This is a genomic window from Arthrobacter sp. Y-9 (assembly GCF_029690065.1).
GTDB lineage: Bacteria > Actinomycetota > Actinomycetes > Actinomycetales > Micrococcaceae > Arthrobacter_E.
This window is the reverse complement of record NZ_CP121463.1, coordinates 1163495-1178528: the sequence shown is the minus strand read 5'-3', so window position 1 is coordinate 1178528 and position 15034 is coordinate 1163495. Positions and strand designations below refer to the sequence as shown.

General features: G+C 69.9%; 14 protein-coding genes and 2 riboswitches. Of the genes, 5 read left to right on the top strand and 9 right to left on the bottom strand.

The features are described 5' to 3' along the window. Positions 1-31: 31 nt before the first annotated feature. Positions 32-661: a TetR family transcriptional regulator gene (locus P9849_RS05090; protein ID WP_278268593.1), complete on the bottom strand. Its 630-nt coding sequence runs from the start codon at positions 659-661 to the stop codon at positions 32-34. Between the two features lie 160 nt (positions 662-821). Between P9849_RS05090 and P9849_RS05085 the strand changes: the two genes are divergently transcribed. Next, positions 822-1607, top strand: a complete 786-nt coding sequence (locus P9849_RS05085) for an SDR family oxidoreductase (RefSeq protein ID WP_278268592.1) — start codon at positions 822-824, stop codon at positions 1605-1607. Positions 1608-1749: 142 nt separating this feature from the next. Here P9849_RS05085 and P9849_RS05080 read toward each other — a convergent pair whose 3' ends face one another. The 4 genes from P9849_RS05080 to P9849_RS05065 all read right to left on the bottom strand — a co-directional run bounded on the left by P9849_RS05080 (position 1750) and on the right by P9849_RS05065 (position 6720). Continuing rightward, a complete protein-coding gene (locus tag P9849_RS05080) occupies positions 1750-3153 on the bottom strand; it encodes a YibE/F family protein (protein ID WP_278268591.1) in 1404 nt (467 codons plus the stop codon). Between the two features lie 30 nt (positions 3154-3183). Beyond that, positions 3184-4191, bottom strand: a complete 1008-nt coding sequence (locus P9849_RS05075) for a GNAT family N-acetyltransferase (RefSeq protein ID WP_278268590.1) — start codon at positions 4189-4191, stop codon at positions 3184-3186. Position 4192: 1 nt separating this feature from the next. Next, positions 4193-5578 (bottom strand): glycine--tRNA ligase, encoded by a 1386-nt coding sequence (locus tag P9849_RS05070; protein ID WP_278268589.1) that lies wholly within the window; start codon positions 5576-5578, stop codon positions 4193-4195. Positions 5579-5661: 83 nt separating this feature from the next. Next, positions 5662-6720 carry a beta-propeller fold lactonase family protein gene (locus tag P9849_RS05065; RefSeq protein ID WP_278268588.1) on the bottom strand — a complete coding sequence of 353 codons (1059 nt, stop codon included), beginning with the start codon at positions 6718-6720 and terminating at the stop codon, positions 5662-5664. A 32-nt stretch (positions 6721-6752) separates the two neighbouring features. Here P9849_RS05065 and P9849_RS05060 point away from each other — a divergent pair, with 32 nt between their 5' ends. Further along, positions 6753-6992 (top strand): RNA-binding S4 domain-containing protein, encoded by a 240-nt coding sequence (locus tag P9849_RS05060; RefSeq protein ID WP_278268587.1) that lies wholly within the window; start codon positions 6753-6755, stop codon positions 6990-6992. On the opposite strand, the gene P9849_RS05055 is transcribed toward P9849_RS05060, so the two are convergent. After that, positions 6976-7632: a phospholipase gene (locus P9849_RS05055; protein ID WP_278268586.1), complete on the bottom strand. Its 657-nt coding sequence runs from the start codon at positions 7630-7632 to the stop codon at positions 6976-6978. The genes P9849_RS05060 and P9849_RS05055 overlap by 17 nt on opposite strands. Before the next feature lie 105 nt (positions 7633-7737). Here P9849_RS05055 and P9849_RS05050 point away from each other — a divergent pair, with 105 nt between their 5' ends. Beyond that, complete coding sequence (locus tag P9849_RS05050) at positions 7738-8601, top strand: SGNH/GDSL hydrolase family protein (protein WP_278268585.1); 864 nt, start codon at positions 7738-7740, stop codon at positions 8599-8601. 1 nt (position 8602) lies between these two features. Here the strand turns inward: P9849_RS05050 and P9849_RS05045 are convergent, their stop codons facing one another. From P9849_RS05045 to P9849_RS05035, 3 genes are all read right to left on the bottom strand, one after another. Next, on the bottom strand, positions 8603-9142 hold the full coding sequence (locus tag P9849_RS05045; RefSeq protein ID WP_278268584.1) for a hypothetical protein: 540 nt from the start codon (positions 9140-9142) through the stop codon (positions 8603-8605). 294 nt (positions 9143-9436) lie between these two features. Continuing rightward, positions 9437-10594, bottom strand: coding sequence for a homoserine O-acetyltransferase (locus tag P9849_RS05040; protein WP_278268583.1), 1158 nt, complete (start codon positions 10592-10594; stop codon positions 9437-9439). A gap of 10 nt (positions 10595-10604) precedes the next feature. Beyond that, a riboswitch (SAM riboswitch) is annotated at positions 10605-10719 on the bottom strand. 156 nt (positions 10720-10875) lie between these two features. Beyond that, positions 10876-12195, bottom strand: coding sequence for a bifunctional o-acetylhomoserine/o-acetylserine sulfhydrylase (locus P9849_RS05035; protein ID WP_066215128.1), 1320 nt, complete (start codon positions 12193-12195; stop codon positions 10876-10878). Between the two features lie 85 nt (positions 12196-12280). Beyond that, positions 12281-12398, bottom strand: a riboswitch (SAM riboswitch). Positions 12399-12525: 127 nt separating this feature from the next. Here P9849_RS05035 and P9849_RS05030 point away from each other — a divergent pair. Continuing rightward, positions 12526-13164 carry a VOC family protein gene (locus tag P9849_RS05030; protein WP_066215123.1) on the top strand — a complete coding sequence of 213 codons (639 nt, stop codon included), beginning with the start codon at positions 12526-12528 and terminating at the stop codon, positions 13162-13164. 245 nt (positions 13165-13409) lie between these two features. Next, entirely contained in the window at positions 13410-15020 is a 1611-nt protein-coding gene (locus P9849_RS05025) for a hypothetical protein (protein ID WP_278268582.1), read from the top strand. Positions 15021-15034: the final 14 nt, after the last annotated feature.

Genomic DNA, 15034 nt, shown 5'->3' with positions numbered 1-15034 from the left:
AACGGCGCAAATCGTGCGCGCCGCGCGTTCCTCAGAGGCCCGCGGACAGCCTGCGGAAGGCCTCAACGGCGAACGACGACGCCGGGTGGCCGGGCTCGCCGTCGCTGTCCCCGGGGGCGGGGGTCACGTCCGCCGCCCAGGCTTCCAGCCCCACCCGGACGGCCGCGGTGGCCGCGGTGGCATGAAGCCTGAGGAGCAGGCTGTTTGCGGGACCGAAACGATCAACCATCACCGTCAGGAGTTCACGCTCCGACCGGGCATTGACCGCGGCCCACACTCCGGCCAGTTCGTGGTCTTCCTCCGCGGCGATCAGGAGGTTGCGCACGAGCTCCATCCCGTCGGCGGTCTCCCGGTCCTGAGGGGTGAGGGCGTGGCGGATCGCCGCGGTCACGGCCTCCTTGCCGTCCGAGCCGGCGGGCACGGCGCGCAGCGCGTCCTGCCAGCGTTCGGCTCCGATCTCCAGGAGGGGTGCGATCGCCTCTTCCTTGGTGCGGAAGTAGCGGTAGAAGGTGCGCAGGGAGATCGCGGCGCGCGCGGCGATCTCCTCGGCCGTGGTGGCCACGACCCCCTGCGCGGTGAAGAGCTCGGCCGCGGCGGCGGCGAGTTCCCTCCGGGTCTGGGCGCGACGGCGCTCCCTGAGACTGGGCTGTTCTGTTTCCACCCCGTGATCGTAACCCAGCAAACCGAAGGACGGCATGTCATGCCATATTGGCACAATGTGCCAAGACGCGTATGCTGAGAACATCGGCCCGGCCGGACCGCCAGGCCCACCCAGTGGAGACCGGAGCAATCCTCCGGCCACCCGGAACGAAAGGAACATCATGCTTCGCTATGCAGACCGCCGCGCCCTCGTCACGGGTGGCGGTTCCGGAATCGGACAGGCCACCGTGCTGCGCATGCTCTCCGAAGGAGGCACTGTCGTCGCCGCCGATGTGAGCGAGGCCGGTCTGGCCGACACCGTGGCCAAGGCCGGCGACGCCGCGCCGCGCCTGAAGACCGTGGTCATGAACATCGCCGACGAAGCATCCGTCAGGGCCGGCGTCGCGGAAGCCGTCGAGTTCCTGGGCGGCCTGGATGCTCTGGTCAATGCAGCCGGGATCCTGCGCTCGTCCCACACGGAACAGACGACCCTCGAGTCGTTCGAACAGGTCATCCGCGTCAACCTGGTCGGCACGTTCCTGGTGATCCGGGAGGCGCTCCCGGCGCTCAAGGAAGGCACGGGTGCGGCCGTGGTGAACTTCAGCTCCACCTCCGCCGCCTTCGCGCACCCCTACATGGCGGCGTACGCGGCCAGCAAGGGCGGCATCCAGTCCATGACCCACGCCCTCGCGGCGGAATACGCCGCGGCGGGCATCCGCTTCACCGCGGTCCAGCCCGGTTCGATCTCGTCCGGTATGACCGACGGCAGCGGCCAGAGCCGTCAGAGCGTGGGCCCCGGCCTGCCCGAGGACGCCGACATGCGGCTGTTCCTGAAGCTCTCCCCCGCGCTGAGCCAGGGCTTCGCTGGTCCCGAGACCGTGGCCGGAGTGGTCGCGATGCTCGCGAGCGAGGACGGCGCCTTCATCACGGGCACCGAGATCCGCATCGACGGCGGCACGCACTTCTGAGGCCCGCTTCCGGCGTCGTGTGGTCAGGTGCGTTGTGTGCTCAGTAGTTGCGGGTGTTTTCGCCGAACACCCGCAACAACTGAGCACGCAACACTACTGAGCACGCAATCGAGAGGGGGCGTGGCTCAGCCGGCGACGAGACCTAGCCTTCCAGGGCGCGGCGTTCGCGGCGCGTGAGAGGCTGCTCGGCGTCGACGGCGTGGCGGTGCAGATTGGTCGCCTTGACCACGAGCACCGCCACGAGCGTCGTGAGCGGGATCGCGAGCACCAGGCCGATCGAGCCGATCAGGGTCCTCACGACCTCCTCGGCCAGTTCGGCGCTGGTCAGGGTGTCCAGGAACGGCCGTTCGTAGAGCATCACGATGATCAGGACCGGCAGCGCGGCGCCCGCGTAGGCGAAGGCGATCGTGTAGACGGTGGACGCGATGTGGTCACGGCCGATCCGCATGGCCGAGGCGAACAGCTTGGGCGCCGAGGTGCCGGGAGAGAATTCGTAGAGCTCCCAGACGGCGGACGCCTGGGTGATCGTGACGTCGTTGAGAGCGCCGAGGCTGGCCACGATGAGTCCGCACAGGATCACGCTGGAGATCGAGATGGTCCCGCTCGTGTTGACCAGGGTGGACGCCTCGTGGCTGCCGATGCCCAGGAGTTTGGCGGCGTCGGTCGCCCACAGCGCCAGGCCGGCGGTGACCAGCAGCCCGAAGATCGTGCCGAGGAGCGCGGTGGAAGTCCTGGCCGAGAATCCGTGCGCGAAGTACAGTACCGCGATCAGAATGGCCGTCGACGCCGTGAGCGCGAGCGGCATGGCCGGCTTGCCGTCCACGAGACCGGGCAGCAGGAAGAACGCCAGCACCAGGTACGCCACCCCCAGCCCGAGCAGGGCACGGAATCCCCGCCAGCGCGCTACCAGGATCACCACGGCCGCATAGAGCACGGCGAGAATCGCGATGGGCGCGGACCGGACGAAGTCCACGAACACGTACGACGGCGCATGCCCGGCCGAGGCCCCCTGCACCTGCGAGAGGTTCAGGTACCGGATACCGTCACCGGGGTGGACGGAATCCGAGGCGGACACCTCCGGGTTGAACACCACCTGGACCGGCGAACCACCCGCGTCCGGCTGCGTCACCGCCCAGAAGCAGGACGTCAGACGGCTGGCGCCGGGTGTGGAGCCGCCCTGGCCAGAGCCTTGGCCGGTGCCCTGCGAAGGGCTCTGCGAAGGACTCTGACCCGAGCCGCCCTGACCCGAATCCTGCTGCGCCTCGGGGGAACTTCCGGAGCAGGACGCCTTGGTGACGCTCATGACCTTGCCGGTGTCGAAACTGACGCCGGGCGCCGTGGAATACGGTGAGCTCAGGCGCAGGTCCTCGTGCTTGCCCGAAGGCCACAGGAGCGCCATGCCCAGCACCGTGAGCAGGGTGACCGGCACCAGGATGGCGGCCAGGATCCACCCGGCCCGACGCCGTGCCGCCGCCGCTTCCGCAGACGGCGGCGCGCCGTCGTCGTTGTGCGAGTGGCCCCCGCCGTGTGAATGTCCGGCACCCATGGGTCCGCTCCGCTCCTGTCGGTTCCGCCGTTACTTGTCGCTGACCACCAGGACGTCGGCGCCCAGCTGCCGGGCCCCGCCCGTCTCCAGCAGAGGCTCGACGGCGGCGCACAACGCCGTCATCGAATCGTCCACTTCCAGCACCACGGGGTGCTGATAGGCGATGAGGGAGAGCAGGTCACGGACCGCCTCGGCCGCGTCCTCCGGATCCAGTGCGGGATCGTGGCCCAGGAACACGTCGGTGGCGCCCTCCTGGAGCTCCTCCCCCGTGCCCGGCGCCGCGTAACTGATCGCGAACGCGCGGATCCTGCCCTTGCGGGTCGGCGAGACGGTGCTGCCGAACGCCGACTCCGGCTTGGCCCGCAGCACGATCGCGCCGTGAGCCCCGGAGAGGTCGTCGAGGAAGAGCCGCTGGACCGTGCCCAGCGACAGCTCGCCCGGATCGTCCCAGGAGTGCACGTCCCGGTAGTAGCGACCCACCACCTGCGTCAGCTCCACGGATCCCGTGGCGAGGTCCATGATGACGTCGCTGCCCGCGTCCTCGCCCTCACCGTCGAACACGGGGAGCTTCAGGGCGCCCGCGGAGACCTCAACGAGGCGCGAACGCTGGATGGGCTCGAGCCCGGCGGACGCCGCGAAACCGGCGCCGTCAGTGCCCGCGGCCACCTTGGACCGGAGAGCCGTCACGCCCGAGGGCGAGAGTTCGGCTTCACGGCGCAGCATCACCAGGAGGCTCGAGCCGATGCCGTGCCCGCGGTGATCGCGGGACACCTCGATGTAGGACCAGAGCCGCTCGCTATGGAGGGCCGTCTCGTAGACCACGCCCGCGGCGACCGGGATGGCGACTCCGTCCACCACGTCCTCGGCCACGATGCACTGGCGCCACGGCTCACCGTTCGCGGTGTCTCCGTCGATGCTGCCCACGGACGGCGCGAAGGACGCCCGGAACTGCCCCGCCGCGGGGGAATCGGGATCCCCCCACAGCTGGAGCAGTTCCAGGTCGTCGCCTTCCCGCCAGGGACGGTACTGGATGGTCATGCTAGGCGCCCAGCAGCTTTCCGGCCAGGTAGGCCTCCAGCTGGTCCAGGGAGACGCGCTCCTGGCTCATGGTGTCGCGTTCGCGGATGGTCACGGCGTTGTCCTCGAGGGTGTCGAAGTCCACGGTGATGCAGAACGGGGTGCCGATCTCGTCCTGGCGGCGGTAACGGCGGCCGATCGCGCCGGCGTCGTCGAAGTCGATGTTCCAGTGCTTGCGCAGCTTGTCACCGAGTTCGCGGGCCAGCGGGGAGAGCTGCTCGTTGCGGGACAGCGGCAGCACGGCGGCCTTGACCGGCGCCAGGCGCGGGTCCAGCTTCAGGACGGTGCGCTTGTCCACGCCGCCCTTGGAGTTCGGGGCCTCGTCCTCGGTGTAGGCGTCGGCCAGGAAGGCCATCATGGAGCGGGTCAGGCCGAAGGACGGCTCGATGACGTACGGGACGTACCGCTCGCCGGAGGCCTGGTCGAAGTAGGAGAGGTCCTGCTTCGAGTGCTCGATGTGGTTCTTCAGGTCGAAGTCGGTGCGGTTGGCGACACCCATGAGCTCGCCCCAGCCGGAACCGGCGAAGCCGAACTTGTACTCGATGTCGATGGTGCGGTCCGAGTAGTGCGCACGCTCGCCGTCCGGGACGTCGAAGCGGCGCATGTTCTCCGGGTTGATGCCCAGGTCCACGAACCAGTTCCAGCACGCCTCGACCCATTCCTCGAACGCCGCCGGGGCGTCCGCCGGGGCGGTGAAGTACTCGATCTCCATCTGCTCGAACTCGCGAGTGCGGAAGATGAAGTTGCCGGGGGTGATCTCGTTACGGAACGCCTTGCCGACCTGGCCGATGCCGAACGGCGGCTTCTTGCGGGCCGCGGTCACCACATTGGCGAAGTTCACGAAGATGCCCTGGGCCGTCTCCGGGCGCAGGTAGTGCTTGCCGGACTCGTCGTCGATGGGGCCGAGGTAGGTCTTCATGAGGCCCGAGAAGTTCTGGGGCTCGGTCCACTCTCCACGGGTGCCGCAATCGGGGCACACGATGTCCGCCATGCCGTTCTCCGGGGCGCGGCCCTTCTTCTCCTCGTACGCCTCCAGGAGGTGGTCCTGACGGTGGCGCTTGTGGCAGGAGAGGCACTCGACCAGCGGGTCGGTGAAGGTGGCGACGTGGCCGGAGGCCTCCCAGACCTTGGACGGGAGGATCACGGAGGAGTCCAGGCCGACCATGTCGGCGCGGCCGCGGACGAAGGTCTGCCACCACTGGCGCTTGATGTTCTCCTTGAGCTCGGCGCCGAGGGGGCCGTAGTCCCACGCGGAGCGCGATCCACCGTAGATCTCACCGGCCTGGAAAACGAATCCGCGCCGCTTGGCGAGGGAGATGACCGAATCGAGGGTGGACTTTGCTGCCATATGAACAACTCCAGGGAAAGCGGGCCGCTGGGTGCGGTCCGGGTGCGGATACTCGTGCCGGTCCCCCACAGGGGACACACGTCCTAGCCTACCGGCAGCACGTACGTCGGGCTGAATGTCCCCACGCCGCCCACCGGGGTGAGATCACCGTCCGGGCCGGGGACGAACACGCTCAGCCGGTGCCCGCGTTCCGCCGCGACGCAGAGGTGCGGGGCGCCGTCGTCGTCGCACGCCCAGGCCAGGTGACGGGGCCACGCGCCGCCACACGGAAGCGTCCGCAGCAGCCGCGTCTCCTCTTCCCCGCGCCCGACGACGGCGAGCGTGTCGCTCCCGCGAACGCCCACCACGAGTGCCCGCTCACCGGAGCCGGGGTGGCCGGTGATCTCGCTCGGATAGGCCTGCTCATGTCCGGGAGCCAACGCCACGGGTGCTCCGGCCAGGGCCCACGACCCGCCCACGGCGTCCGCTGCGTCCGGGCCGTCCGCGGGACGGATGGCCCGGTGGAGCGCGGCGTCGAGTTCGCCGACGACCCAGAGCACCACCGTGCCGTCGTCGGCGGGCCGGTCCAGCAGCAGATGCCGCGGTCCGGTGCCGAGCGGAAGGTCCAGCCCGCCCACGAGCTCCGGACCGTCCTCACCCAGGAGGTACTCGTCGACCCGGTCCCGGCCCAGGTCCGCCACGAGGAAACGGTCCTCGCCCAGCGCGAGGGTCGAGTGGGCATGGGGGCCTTCCTGGCGGTCGGCCACCGGGCCTGCACCCTCCTGACCCACCGTCCACAGCGGCTCGGCGCCCCACGGCTCATCCAGCGAGAGGCCGGACACCGTCCCGGAACCGTAGTTCGCCACGAGGAGCAGCCCGCCGGCCAGGCCGAGATGACACGGCGACGACCCGCCGCTGCTCACCCGGGCCTTGACCGCGAGGGTCTCCGGGTCCAGTTCGACCACCTGGCCGGCGTCGAGCTCCTCCACGGCGAACAGGCGGCCGCCCGGCCCGCGCAGCAGGAACGACGGGTTGCGCACGCCTGAGCTCGTGGCCAGCACCGTCAGCTCCCCGGCCACCGGGTCGACCGTCACGCGCTGGACCCCCGGGCCGCACCCGAAACCGTCCTCGGTGTAGCTACCGAGGTAGAGCGGGATGTTCATCGTTCCTCCGTGGGGTAGGGCATCATGGGGATATGACTTCTCCTGCACCGGACGGCATCGACACCATCGAGATCCGGGATTCGATGATCCGCCTGGGTCAGCTTCTCAAGCTCGCCTCGCTCGCCGACGACGGCGTGGAGGCGACCGAGCTCATCAAGAACGGGCTGGTCAAGGTCAACGGCGACATCGAGGACCGCCGGGGCCGTCAGCTCACGACGGGAGACGTGGTGACGGTCAACGGTCAGAGCGTCCGCATCACCGCTGCGGGCTGAGCACTTCGAAGCCCAGGAATTCGGCCACGTGGCCCACTTCCTGAGGGCTGATGCCGTGCCACACACCGCTGTACTGCACCTTGGTGGCGCGGGCCTTTCCGAGCAGCCAGGCCGCAGTGAAATCGACCTTCTCGCGTGGGATCACAGGGTCCTGCGGATCGCGGCCCCAGAAGAACGGCGTGCTGCCGTCCAGCTCCGCGTCCCGGAACCAGTCCGTGCCGCCCTCCACGGCGAAACCTGACAGCCCCACGATCGCCGCGAAGTCCTGCGGGCGCCGGCGCCACATGCTGGTGGCCATCGCCATGCCCATGGAGAACCCCAGGAGGCTGACGGAAGTGAACTCCTCGCGCACGCCGTCCAGCCACTCGAGGACGTAGTCGGTGGCGGCTTTGACGGCGTCGAAGGAGTAATCGAGGGACCCGGTGAGCGGGAACCAGGTGAAGCCCGGCCCCATCGTCAGCGGCGCACGCACACTTGCGACCACGAACTCGTCCGGGAGCTGGTCCGCCAGCCCGAACAGATCCGCCTCGTTGGCGCCGTAGCCGTGCAGCAGCACCAGCAGAGGCCGGCCCTCCCGCTGATCTTCGGGGACGGACCAGAGGACGGTGGGTGCGGGGAAGGCGGGGGCGTCAAGACTCATGGCTCGTATTCTGCCATCACGGCCTGATCGGCCCGGCCGAAGATGGCGGCGCGTTCCGGAAGCTACGGTGGCGTAACCGAGCCGCCCGGGGGCATGATGGGAAGAATGAGCGACTCCTCTCAGTTAACGTCAGGGCCGGAATCCTCCACGCCGGCTTCCTCTCCTCAGGCCCAGCAGCAGGGCGCCAGCGGCCACCCGTGGTCCCGGTACGTGGCCCTCGGCGACTCCTTCACGGAGGGCATCGGCGATCCCGAGCCGGCGAGCCCCGGCGGACACCGCGGCTGGGCGGACCGCGTGGCGGAGGAACTGAGCGCCGGACACCCCGACTTCGCCTACGCCAACCTCGCCATCCGCGGGCGACTCCTGCAGCAGATCATTGATGAGCAGGTGGACCCCTGCCTGGACCTCAAGCCGGATCTGATCACCATCTCCGCCGGCGGCAACGACCTCATCCGGCCCGGCGGCGATCCCGACGCCCTCGCCAACACACTGGACGCCGCCGTCGGCCGTCTCGCCTCCGAAGGCGCCACGGTGGTGCTCTTCAACGGCCCGGACACGGTGTCGACCGTGCTGAGCCCCCTCCGCGGCAAGGTGGCCATCTACAACGAGAACCTGCGCACCGTCGCCGCCCGGCACGATGCCGTGATCGCGGACATGTGGTCACTGCGGCAGCTCGCCGGCTCACAGTACTGGGACCAGGACCGCCTGCACTTCTCGCCGCTCGGTCACCACACCATCGCCGCCATGGTCCTGGACGCCCTGAACGTCCAGCACAGTCTGGAACCGCTCTCGCCCAAACCGATGCCGGAGAAGACCTGGCGCACCGCCCGCACGGAGGACTTCCTGTGGGCCCGCGAGCACCTGTTCCCGTGGGTCCTGCGCCGTCTGCGGCACCAGTCCTCGGGCGACGGCATCCAGCCCAAGCGCCCGGTGCCCGGTCCGGTGTTCCTGCCGGGTCAGGAGCTCTGACTCAGGACGCGTCCGGGACCTGGTCGTCCGAGGCCTGATCCAGGTCCTGGTCCCGGGGCGCTCTCGGCTTCCGGAACGCGGTCCTCATGTGATCGCTCGTGAGGAAGTCGGCGATGCCGATCATGATGAGGCTGAACACGATCTGCTCGGTCACCATCCACAGCGGATACAGCCCGGGGATCGCTGCCATGACGAGCGTGACCACGGGGAAGATCTGCGCGAAGAGCCGGAGCCGCTGATACGCCCAGTACCAGCCCTTGGTCGCGCGCCAGGCGAAGTAGAACAGGGTGGCCGTCATCCCGAGCACCACCACGGTGCGCATCCAGACGGCGAACGGCACCGGCTCGCCGCTGCTCGACAGCACCAGCGCGACGACGACGGCCCCCACTCCCAGCACGAGCTCCAGCACCAGGAGCCACAGCACCCACGTGAAGGCGCGCCGCGTCTTCGGATGGAGCCGCTGCCGCTCCCCGATGCGGACGCCGGACTGGCGGCCGCCGGCAATACGGTCGAGACGGAGCAGCAGGTTTTCCAGGGCCATGGTCGGAGCCTACACCGGGAGCCCGGCCCGTCCCGGAAGCGTCTCCGGCCGGGCCCGGGCCTACTCCTATGGACCCAGTCCGTCCGCCGCCGCTGAGTCCGCTATCCAAGGCGCGAGTCCGCTACCTGATGTAGCGAACTCAACACCCCGATAGCGAACTCAGCCAGGCAAGCCACCCCCGATAGCGGACTCAGCCAAGGAGGTACCGGAACAGCGGACCCACCCGAGTTCTGGTTCCGAGGCCGCGAACCCGGCCCCAGGAGAACCCGCGGCCCTAAGACCAGAACCCGGGAGTCAGGCGAACAGCGTCCGGCCGAGCAGCGCGCCGAGCTGGTCGGCCTCGGTCAGGAAGCCGTCGTGGCCGATCTCCGAGGCGATCCGGTGCACCGTGACGTCGCCGGGCAGGGCCGCGGCGAGGGCCTCTGACTGCCGGGGCAGGTAGAGACGGTCGGACTCCACCGCGGCGACGAAGAACTCGACCGGACTGTCCGCCAGCGCCGCCTCGACTCCCCCGCGGCCCCGGCCGACGTCGTGGCTCATGAGCGCTTCCGTCAGGGCGATGTAGCTGTTGGCGTCGAAGCGGCGGACGAGCTTGGTGCCCTGATGATCCAGGTAGCTCTCCACCTGGTACCGCCCCCGTTCGGCGAGGGCGGAGGCGTTGAGCGGCGACTCGCCCTCCTGGGGCTTTCGGCTGAAGCGGGCCTCGAGCTCCGCCTCGCTGCGATAGGAGATGTGCGCGATCCGGCGCGCCAGGGCCAGACCCGCCTCGGGCGCCGGGCCGTCGTAGTAGTCGCCGTCGCGGAAGGCCGGGTCCTGGCGGATGGCGAGAGTCTGCGCCTGAGCGAGCGCGATCTGCTCGGCGGTGCTGTGGGCGCCGATCGCGATCACCGCGCATTTCCGGACCCGCTCGGGGAATCCCGCTGCCCATTCCAGCGCCCGCGCGCCGCCCATGGAGCCACCGACGACCGCGAACCACTGCCGGATGCCCAGCTGATCCGCGAGCCGCGCCTCGGCGACCGCCGCGTCGCGGAGCGTGATGAACGGGAAGCGGGAACCCCACGGCTTGCCATCAGGGGCGGCACTGGACGGGCCCGTGCTGCCGTTGCAGCCGCCGATGATGTTCACGGCCACCACGAAGAACCGGTCCGTGTCGATCGCGCGGCCCGGGCCGACCAGTCCGTCCCACCAGCCCTCCTCGTCCGTGTCACCCTGCGCGACGTGCGCGCTTCCCGTGAGGGCGTGCTGGATCAGGACGGCGTTGCCGGCGTCGGGCGCGAGCGTCCCCCAGGTCTCGTACGCGAGGGTGACGTCCGGCAGCTTCCCGCCGGCCTCGAGCTCCAGCGGCCCGACGACGGCGGTGCGCTGCACGCCGTGGCGGGCGCCGGCGTCGTGCTCCTTGCGGGTGGTGGTGTCCCGCGCAGTGGACAGTGGACGGGATGCAGCGATGGTCATGGGGCCTCTATTCCTGAGCTTGCCCGCGCCGGCCGGCGCTGGGCCGAGTCTTCACCCGGGGCACCCCACCGCAGGAGGAGGGTTGCCGGCCAGCGAACCGGGGTTTGGCGCTGGCACTCGTGACTCTCGGACCAGTGTAAAGGATCGGGAAGGGCCGTTTCTGAAGATGACGCTTCATGAGACGGCATCCCGGGATTTATGTTCGCCCAGGAGGCGTCGAGGGCCGCGCATTCCGAAGAATGCGCGGCCCTGGGATGTCCCGAGGGACTCAGACGGGAGACTCAGACGGCGGCCTTGGCGGCCCGGAAACCGGCGTCCAGATCGGCCAGGATGTCGTCGATGTGCTCGATGCCCACGGCGAGACGGACCAGGCCCGGGGTGACGCCCGCGGCCCGCTGACCTGCTTCGCTGAGCTGGGCGTGCGTGGTGGACGCCGGGTGGATGACGAGGGAGCGGACATCGCCCAGGTTCGCCACATGCGAGTGGAGTTCCAGCGCGTCCACGAACGCCTTGCCGGCTTCGAGTCCGCCGGCGATCTCGAACGCCACCACGGCGCCGATGCCGTTGGGGCCGTACTTGCGTCCCCGCTCGTACCACGGGCTGCTCGGCAGGCCGGCGTACGCGACGCGTTCGACATCGTCGCGCGCCTCCAGGAATTCGGCGACCTTCAGCGCGTTCTCCACGTGGCGCTCGACGCGGAGGCTGAGCGTCTCGAGACCCTGCGCGATGAGGAACGCGTTGAACGGGCTGACGGCGGATCCGAGGTCACGCAGCAGCTGCACGCGGGCCTTCAGGATGTAGCTGAGGTTGGCGCCCAAAGCGCCGTCCGCGCCGAGGTCACGGGCGTAGACGAGTCCGTTGTAGCTCTCATCCGGGGTGTTGAAGCCCGGGAACTTCTCCGGGTCCGCGCCGAAGTCGAACTTGCCGGAGTCCACGATCACGCCGGCGATCGCGCTGCCGTGACCGCCCAGGTACTTGGTGGCCGAGTGCACCACGATGTCCGCGCCCCACTCGAGCGGCCGGATGAGGTACGGGGTGGCTAGGGTGTTGTCCACGATCAGCGGGACGCCGGATTCATGCGCCACGGAGGCCACGCCTTCGATGTCCAGGATGTCCTGCCTCGGGTTGGAGACGACCTCGGCGAAGAAGAGCTTGGTGTTCGGACGGACGGCGGCGCGCCAGTGGTCCAGGTTGTCCGGGTCCTCGACGAAGGTGACCTCGATGCCGAACTTCTTCAGGGTGTTGGCCAGGAGGTTGTAGGTGCCGCCGTACAGGCTCGGGCTGGCCACCACGTGGTCACCCGCCTCGGCCACATTGAGGATGGCGAACGTCTCGGCAGCCTGACCGGAACTGAGCAGCAGGGCCGCCAGACCGCCTTCGAGACTGGCGATGCGCTGCTCGACGGCGTCCTGCGTCGGGTTGCCGATACGGGTGTAGATGGGGGCCAGCTCGGCGAGCGCGAAGCGGTTGGCGGCGCTCTCGGCGCTCGGGAACACGAAGGACGTGGTCTGGTAGATCGGCAGGGCCCGCGCGCCGGTGACGGCGTCCGGCTCCTGTCCGACATGGATCTGGCGGGTTTCGAAGGACCAGTTGTTGGTCATGGCTTTCCTTAGATTTCAAGGGCCAGGAACGGTCTCCCCCACCATCGCGGCGTCAGCCTTCCGGAAGGAAGGAGACGGCGCCCACGGCCCGCGCTTGCGTGCCGGCGTGCATGCCGACCCGCCTGGTCTTCACCCGGGGCACCCCGCCGCGGACGGAGGGTTGCCGGCCAGCAAGCCGGGGCTCGATGCTGGCACTCATGACCTGCAACCCAGGGTAGGGGGCCGGAGGGAGTGCGGAAAAGGGGTGCGTCACAGAACGTCCCAGAGGCTGTCGCGTGACTTAGGTAACCCTAAGCTGAGTGCCTAGTCACAAAGTGCAAGGATGATGCCATGCGCATGGATCACGTTTCTTACGCTTGTGAACGCGATGGCCTGGAGGCCACGGCGGAGCGCATTTCTGCCGCTCTTGGACTGCACGCGGTGCGCGGTGGGGTACACCCCCGTTTCGGCACCCGCAACATGATCTTCCCCTTGGCCGACCACAAATATCTTGAGGTCGTGGAAGTCCTGGACCACCCCGCTTCGGACAAGGCGCCGTTCGGCCAGGCCGTGCGGGCCCGCTCCGCGATGGGCGGTGGGTGGATGGGCTGGTGCGTCGCCGTGGACGACCTGGCCCCCTTCGAATCACGTCTGGGCCGCGAGGCCGTCCCCGGGAACCGCAAGTTCCCCGACGGCCGCGAGCTCATCTGGAAGCAGATCGGCATCCTGGGTCTCATCGCGGACCCGCAGGTGCCGTACATGCTCAAGTGGGAGGGTGACTCCACCCTCCACCCGTCGCTCGTGTACCCGAGCGACGTCCGGGTCTCCAGCCTCACCATCGCCGGTTCCGCGGAACGCGTGACCGAGTGGCTCGGCGAGGAAGTGGAGAACCCGCTGGAGGACGTCGCCGTGGAGTGGATCGCTCCGCACGGCACCCCCGGCATCATGTCCGTGACCTTCGAAACGGCGAACGGCTCCGTGACCCTCTGAGGCTCACCCGCCACGCCGTCTGAAGGCCGCCTGTTCCGCATCGCGCGGAACGGCGGCCTTCGCCGTACCCCAGCGCCACGGCGCCACCCCTCTTCCGGGGCGGCCCGTGTTCAGTACCATGAGTCCACCAGAGAGCGGCGCCACGCACCGAGCAGGTCACCGCCCCGGACGGTCCGCGGAGCCGCTCGCTGATCAGGCCATGCTCGCCGGCGCGGGCGTGGTGTCAGAGCCCAGAGGGAGGGCCCATGAAGAGAACGTCACTCGCAGCCGCACTCGCGTTGCTGGCCGTGCTGGTCACAGCCTGCACCCCCGACGGCGGCCGGCCTGCCCCGACGTCGCCGTCCCCGACGCAGCGGGTCATCCCGGCGGGCAACCCCGACCGCGACCAGGCCGCCGTCCGGCGGCAGCTGGCGGCCGTCGACCCCTGCGCGCTCCTCGACCCCCGCATCACCACTGGTCTCGGACGGAAACCCGGACTCATCAGCGCCACCCCCTTCGACTGCCGGGTCCAGGACGAGGGCGTGCAGGCCGTGAGCTACGCGGACAGCACCGCGTCCCAGCGGCACGGACAGGAGCGGCTCGACCTCGGCGGGGTGGTGGCCTACCGCTCCACCAAGGCGACCGGCCGGTGCACGATCAGCCTCCCGGTCGACTTCGACCACGCCATCACCCTCGCCCAGGATCCGGTGGGCGCCTACGACTGCACGCAGCCCGAGGCGTACGCCAAGACCGTCGCTCCGCGCCTGCGGGACGATCCGGCGTCGTTCGCGCGGAAGGACCCCCGGCCCGGCGTCTCCGTGTGCGATGTCCTGTCCTCGGCGCTCGGGCCACTCCCGGCGGGACAAGTCCTGGCGCCCCGCACGTCCTTCACCGGCAGCCTCGCCGAATGCGGTGTCTGGCGGGACGCGGCGGCCTCGGGCGGCGCGCCCGTCTACACGCGGCAGGCCCTCACGCTCGCCTACCGGAAACCCCTGGCGGAACTGCGCACCGGGGGCGGCTGGCAGGACAGCGAGGTGCGGCCGATCGCGGGGACCGAGGTCCTGTTCTGGAAGGATTCCGGAGCCGGCTGCACGCTCCTCTGGGATGCCTGGCCGAACCAGACGCCCGTGCGCGACCGCGTCGTTCAGGCCCAGGCGGAGGCGGCGACGTGCGCCGACGCCTCCGCCCTCGCGCAGAAGCTCGTCCCCGTCCTCGCCAAGGCCGCGCCGCAGACCCTGGCGAAGACGCCCCTCGTGTACTCGGCGACGGAGCCGGATCTCGCCGCGGTCGGGGCGTGCTCCCACGTCGTGGACCAGGACCTCCGGCAATGCGCGCCGGCCACAGGCGCCGCAGCAGCCTCGGACCCGCGGCAGACGGTCACACTCGGCGCGGCGGATGCAGACACCCTGTGCACGGCCGCGGCCCCGACGGTCCGGAGGATCGCCGGGTCGTCACTGGAAGCGGTCACGGCCGTCCCGCCGGGTGGCGGAGCATTCGACTCCGGCGTCCTCCCGGTGCTGTGCGAGTTCGTGGAGCCGAGTCATAGCGTGGTGGTCCGCATCGGCGCCGTGGCGGATCTGCCGCTGAACAGCAAGCTGCTCCTCACGAAGACCCGCACCGCCCGCGACACCGAGTTCGCGGGGCATTCCGCCAAGGCCAGTGCCGGGGAGGCGGTCCGCGGCGCCCCGGACACGCGGCGCACCGCCCTGATCGCGGACACCACGGCCGAGACGCCGGGGCTGCTGCTGGTCGAGATGTCGGCCCTGCCGGACCGCGGCCAGGGCACCGGCACGGTGTCGCCGGCGGCCCGGGAGCGGTTGAACGGTTTCGACAAGCTGGCCACGGCGCTCAGCGAAGAACTGCTCGGCGCCCGCTGACGGCATGGGTGCCT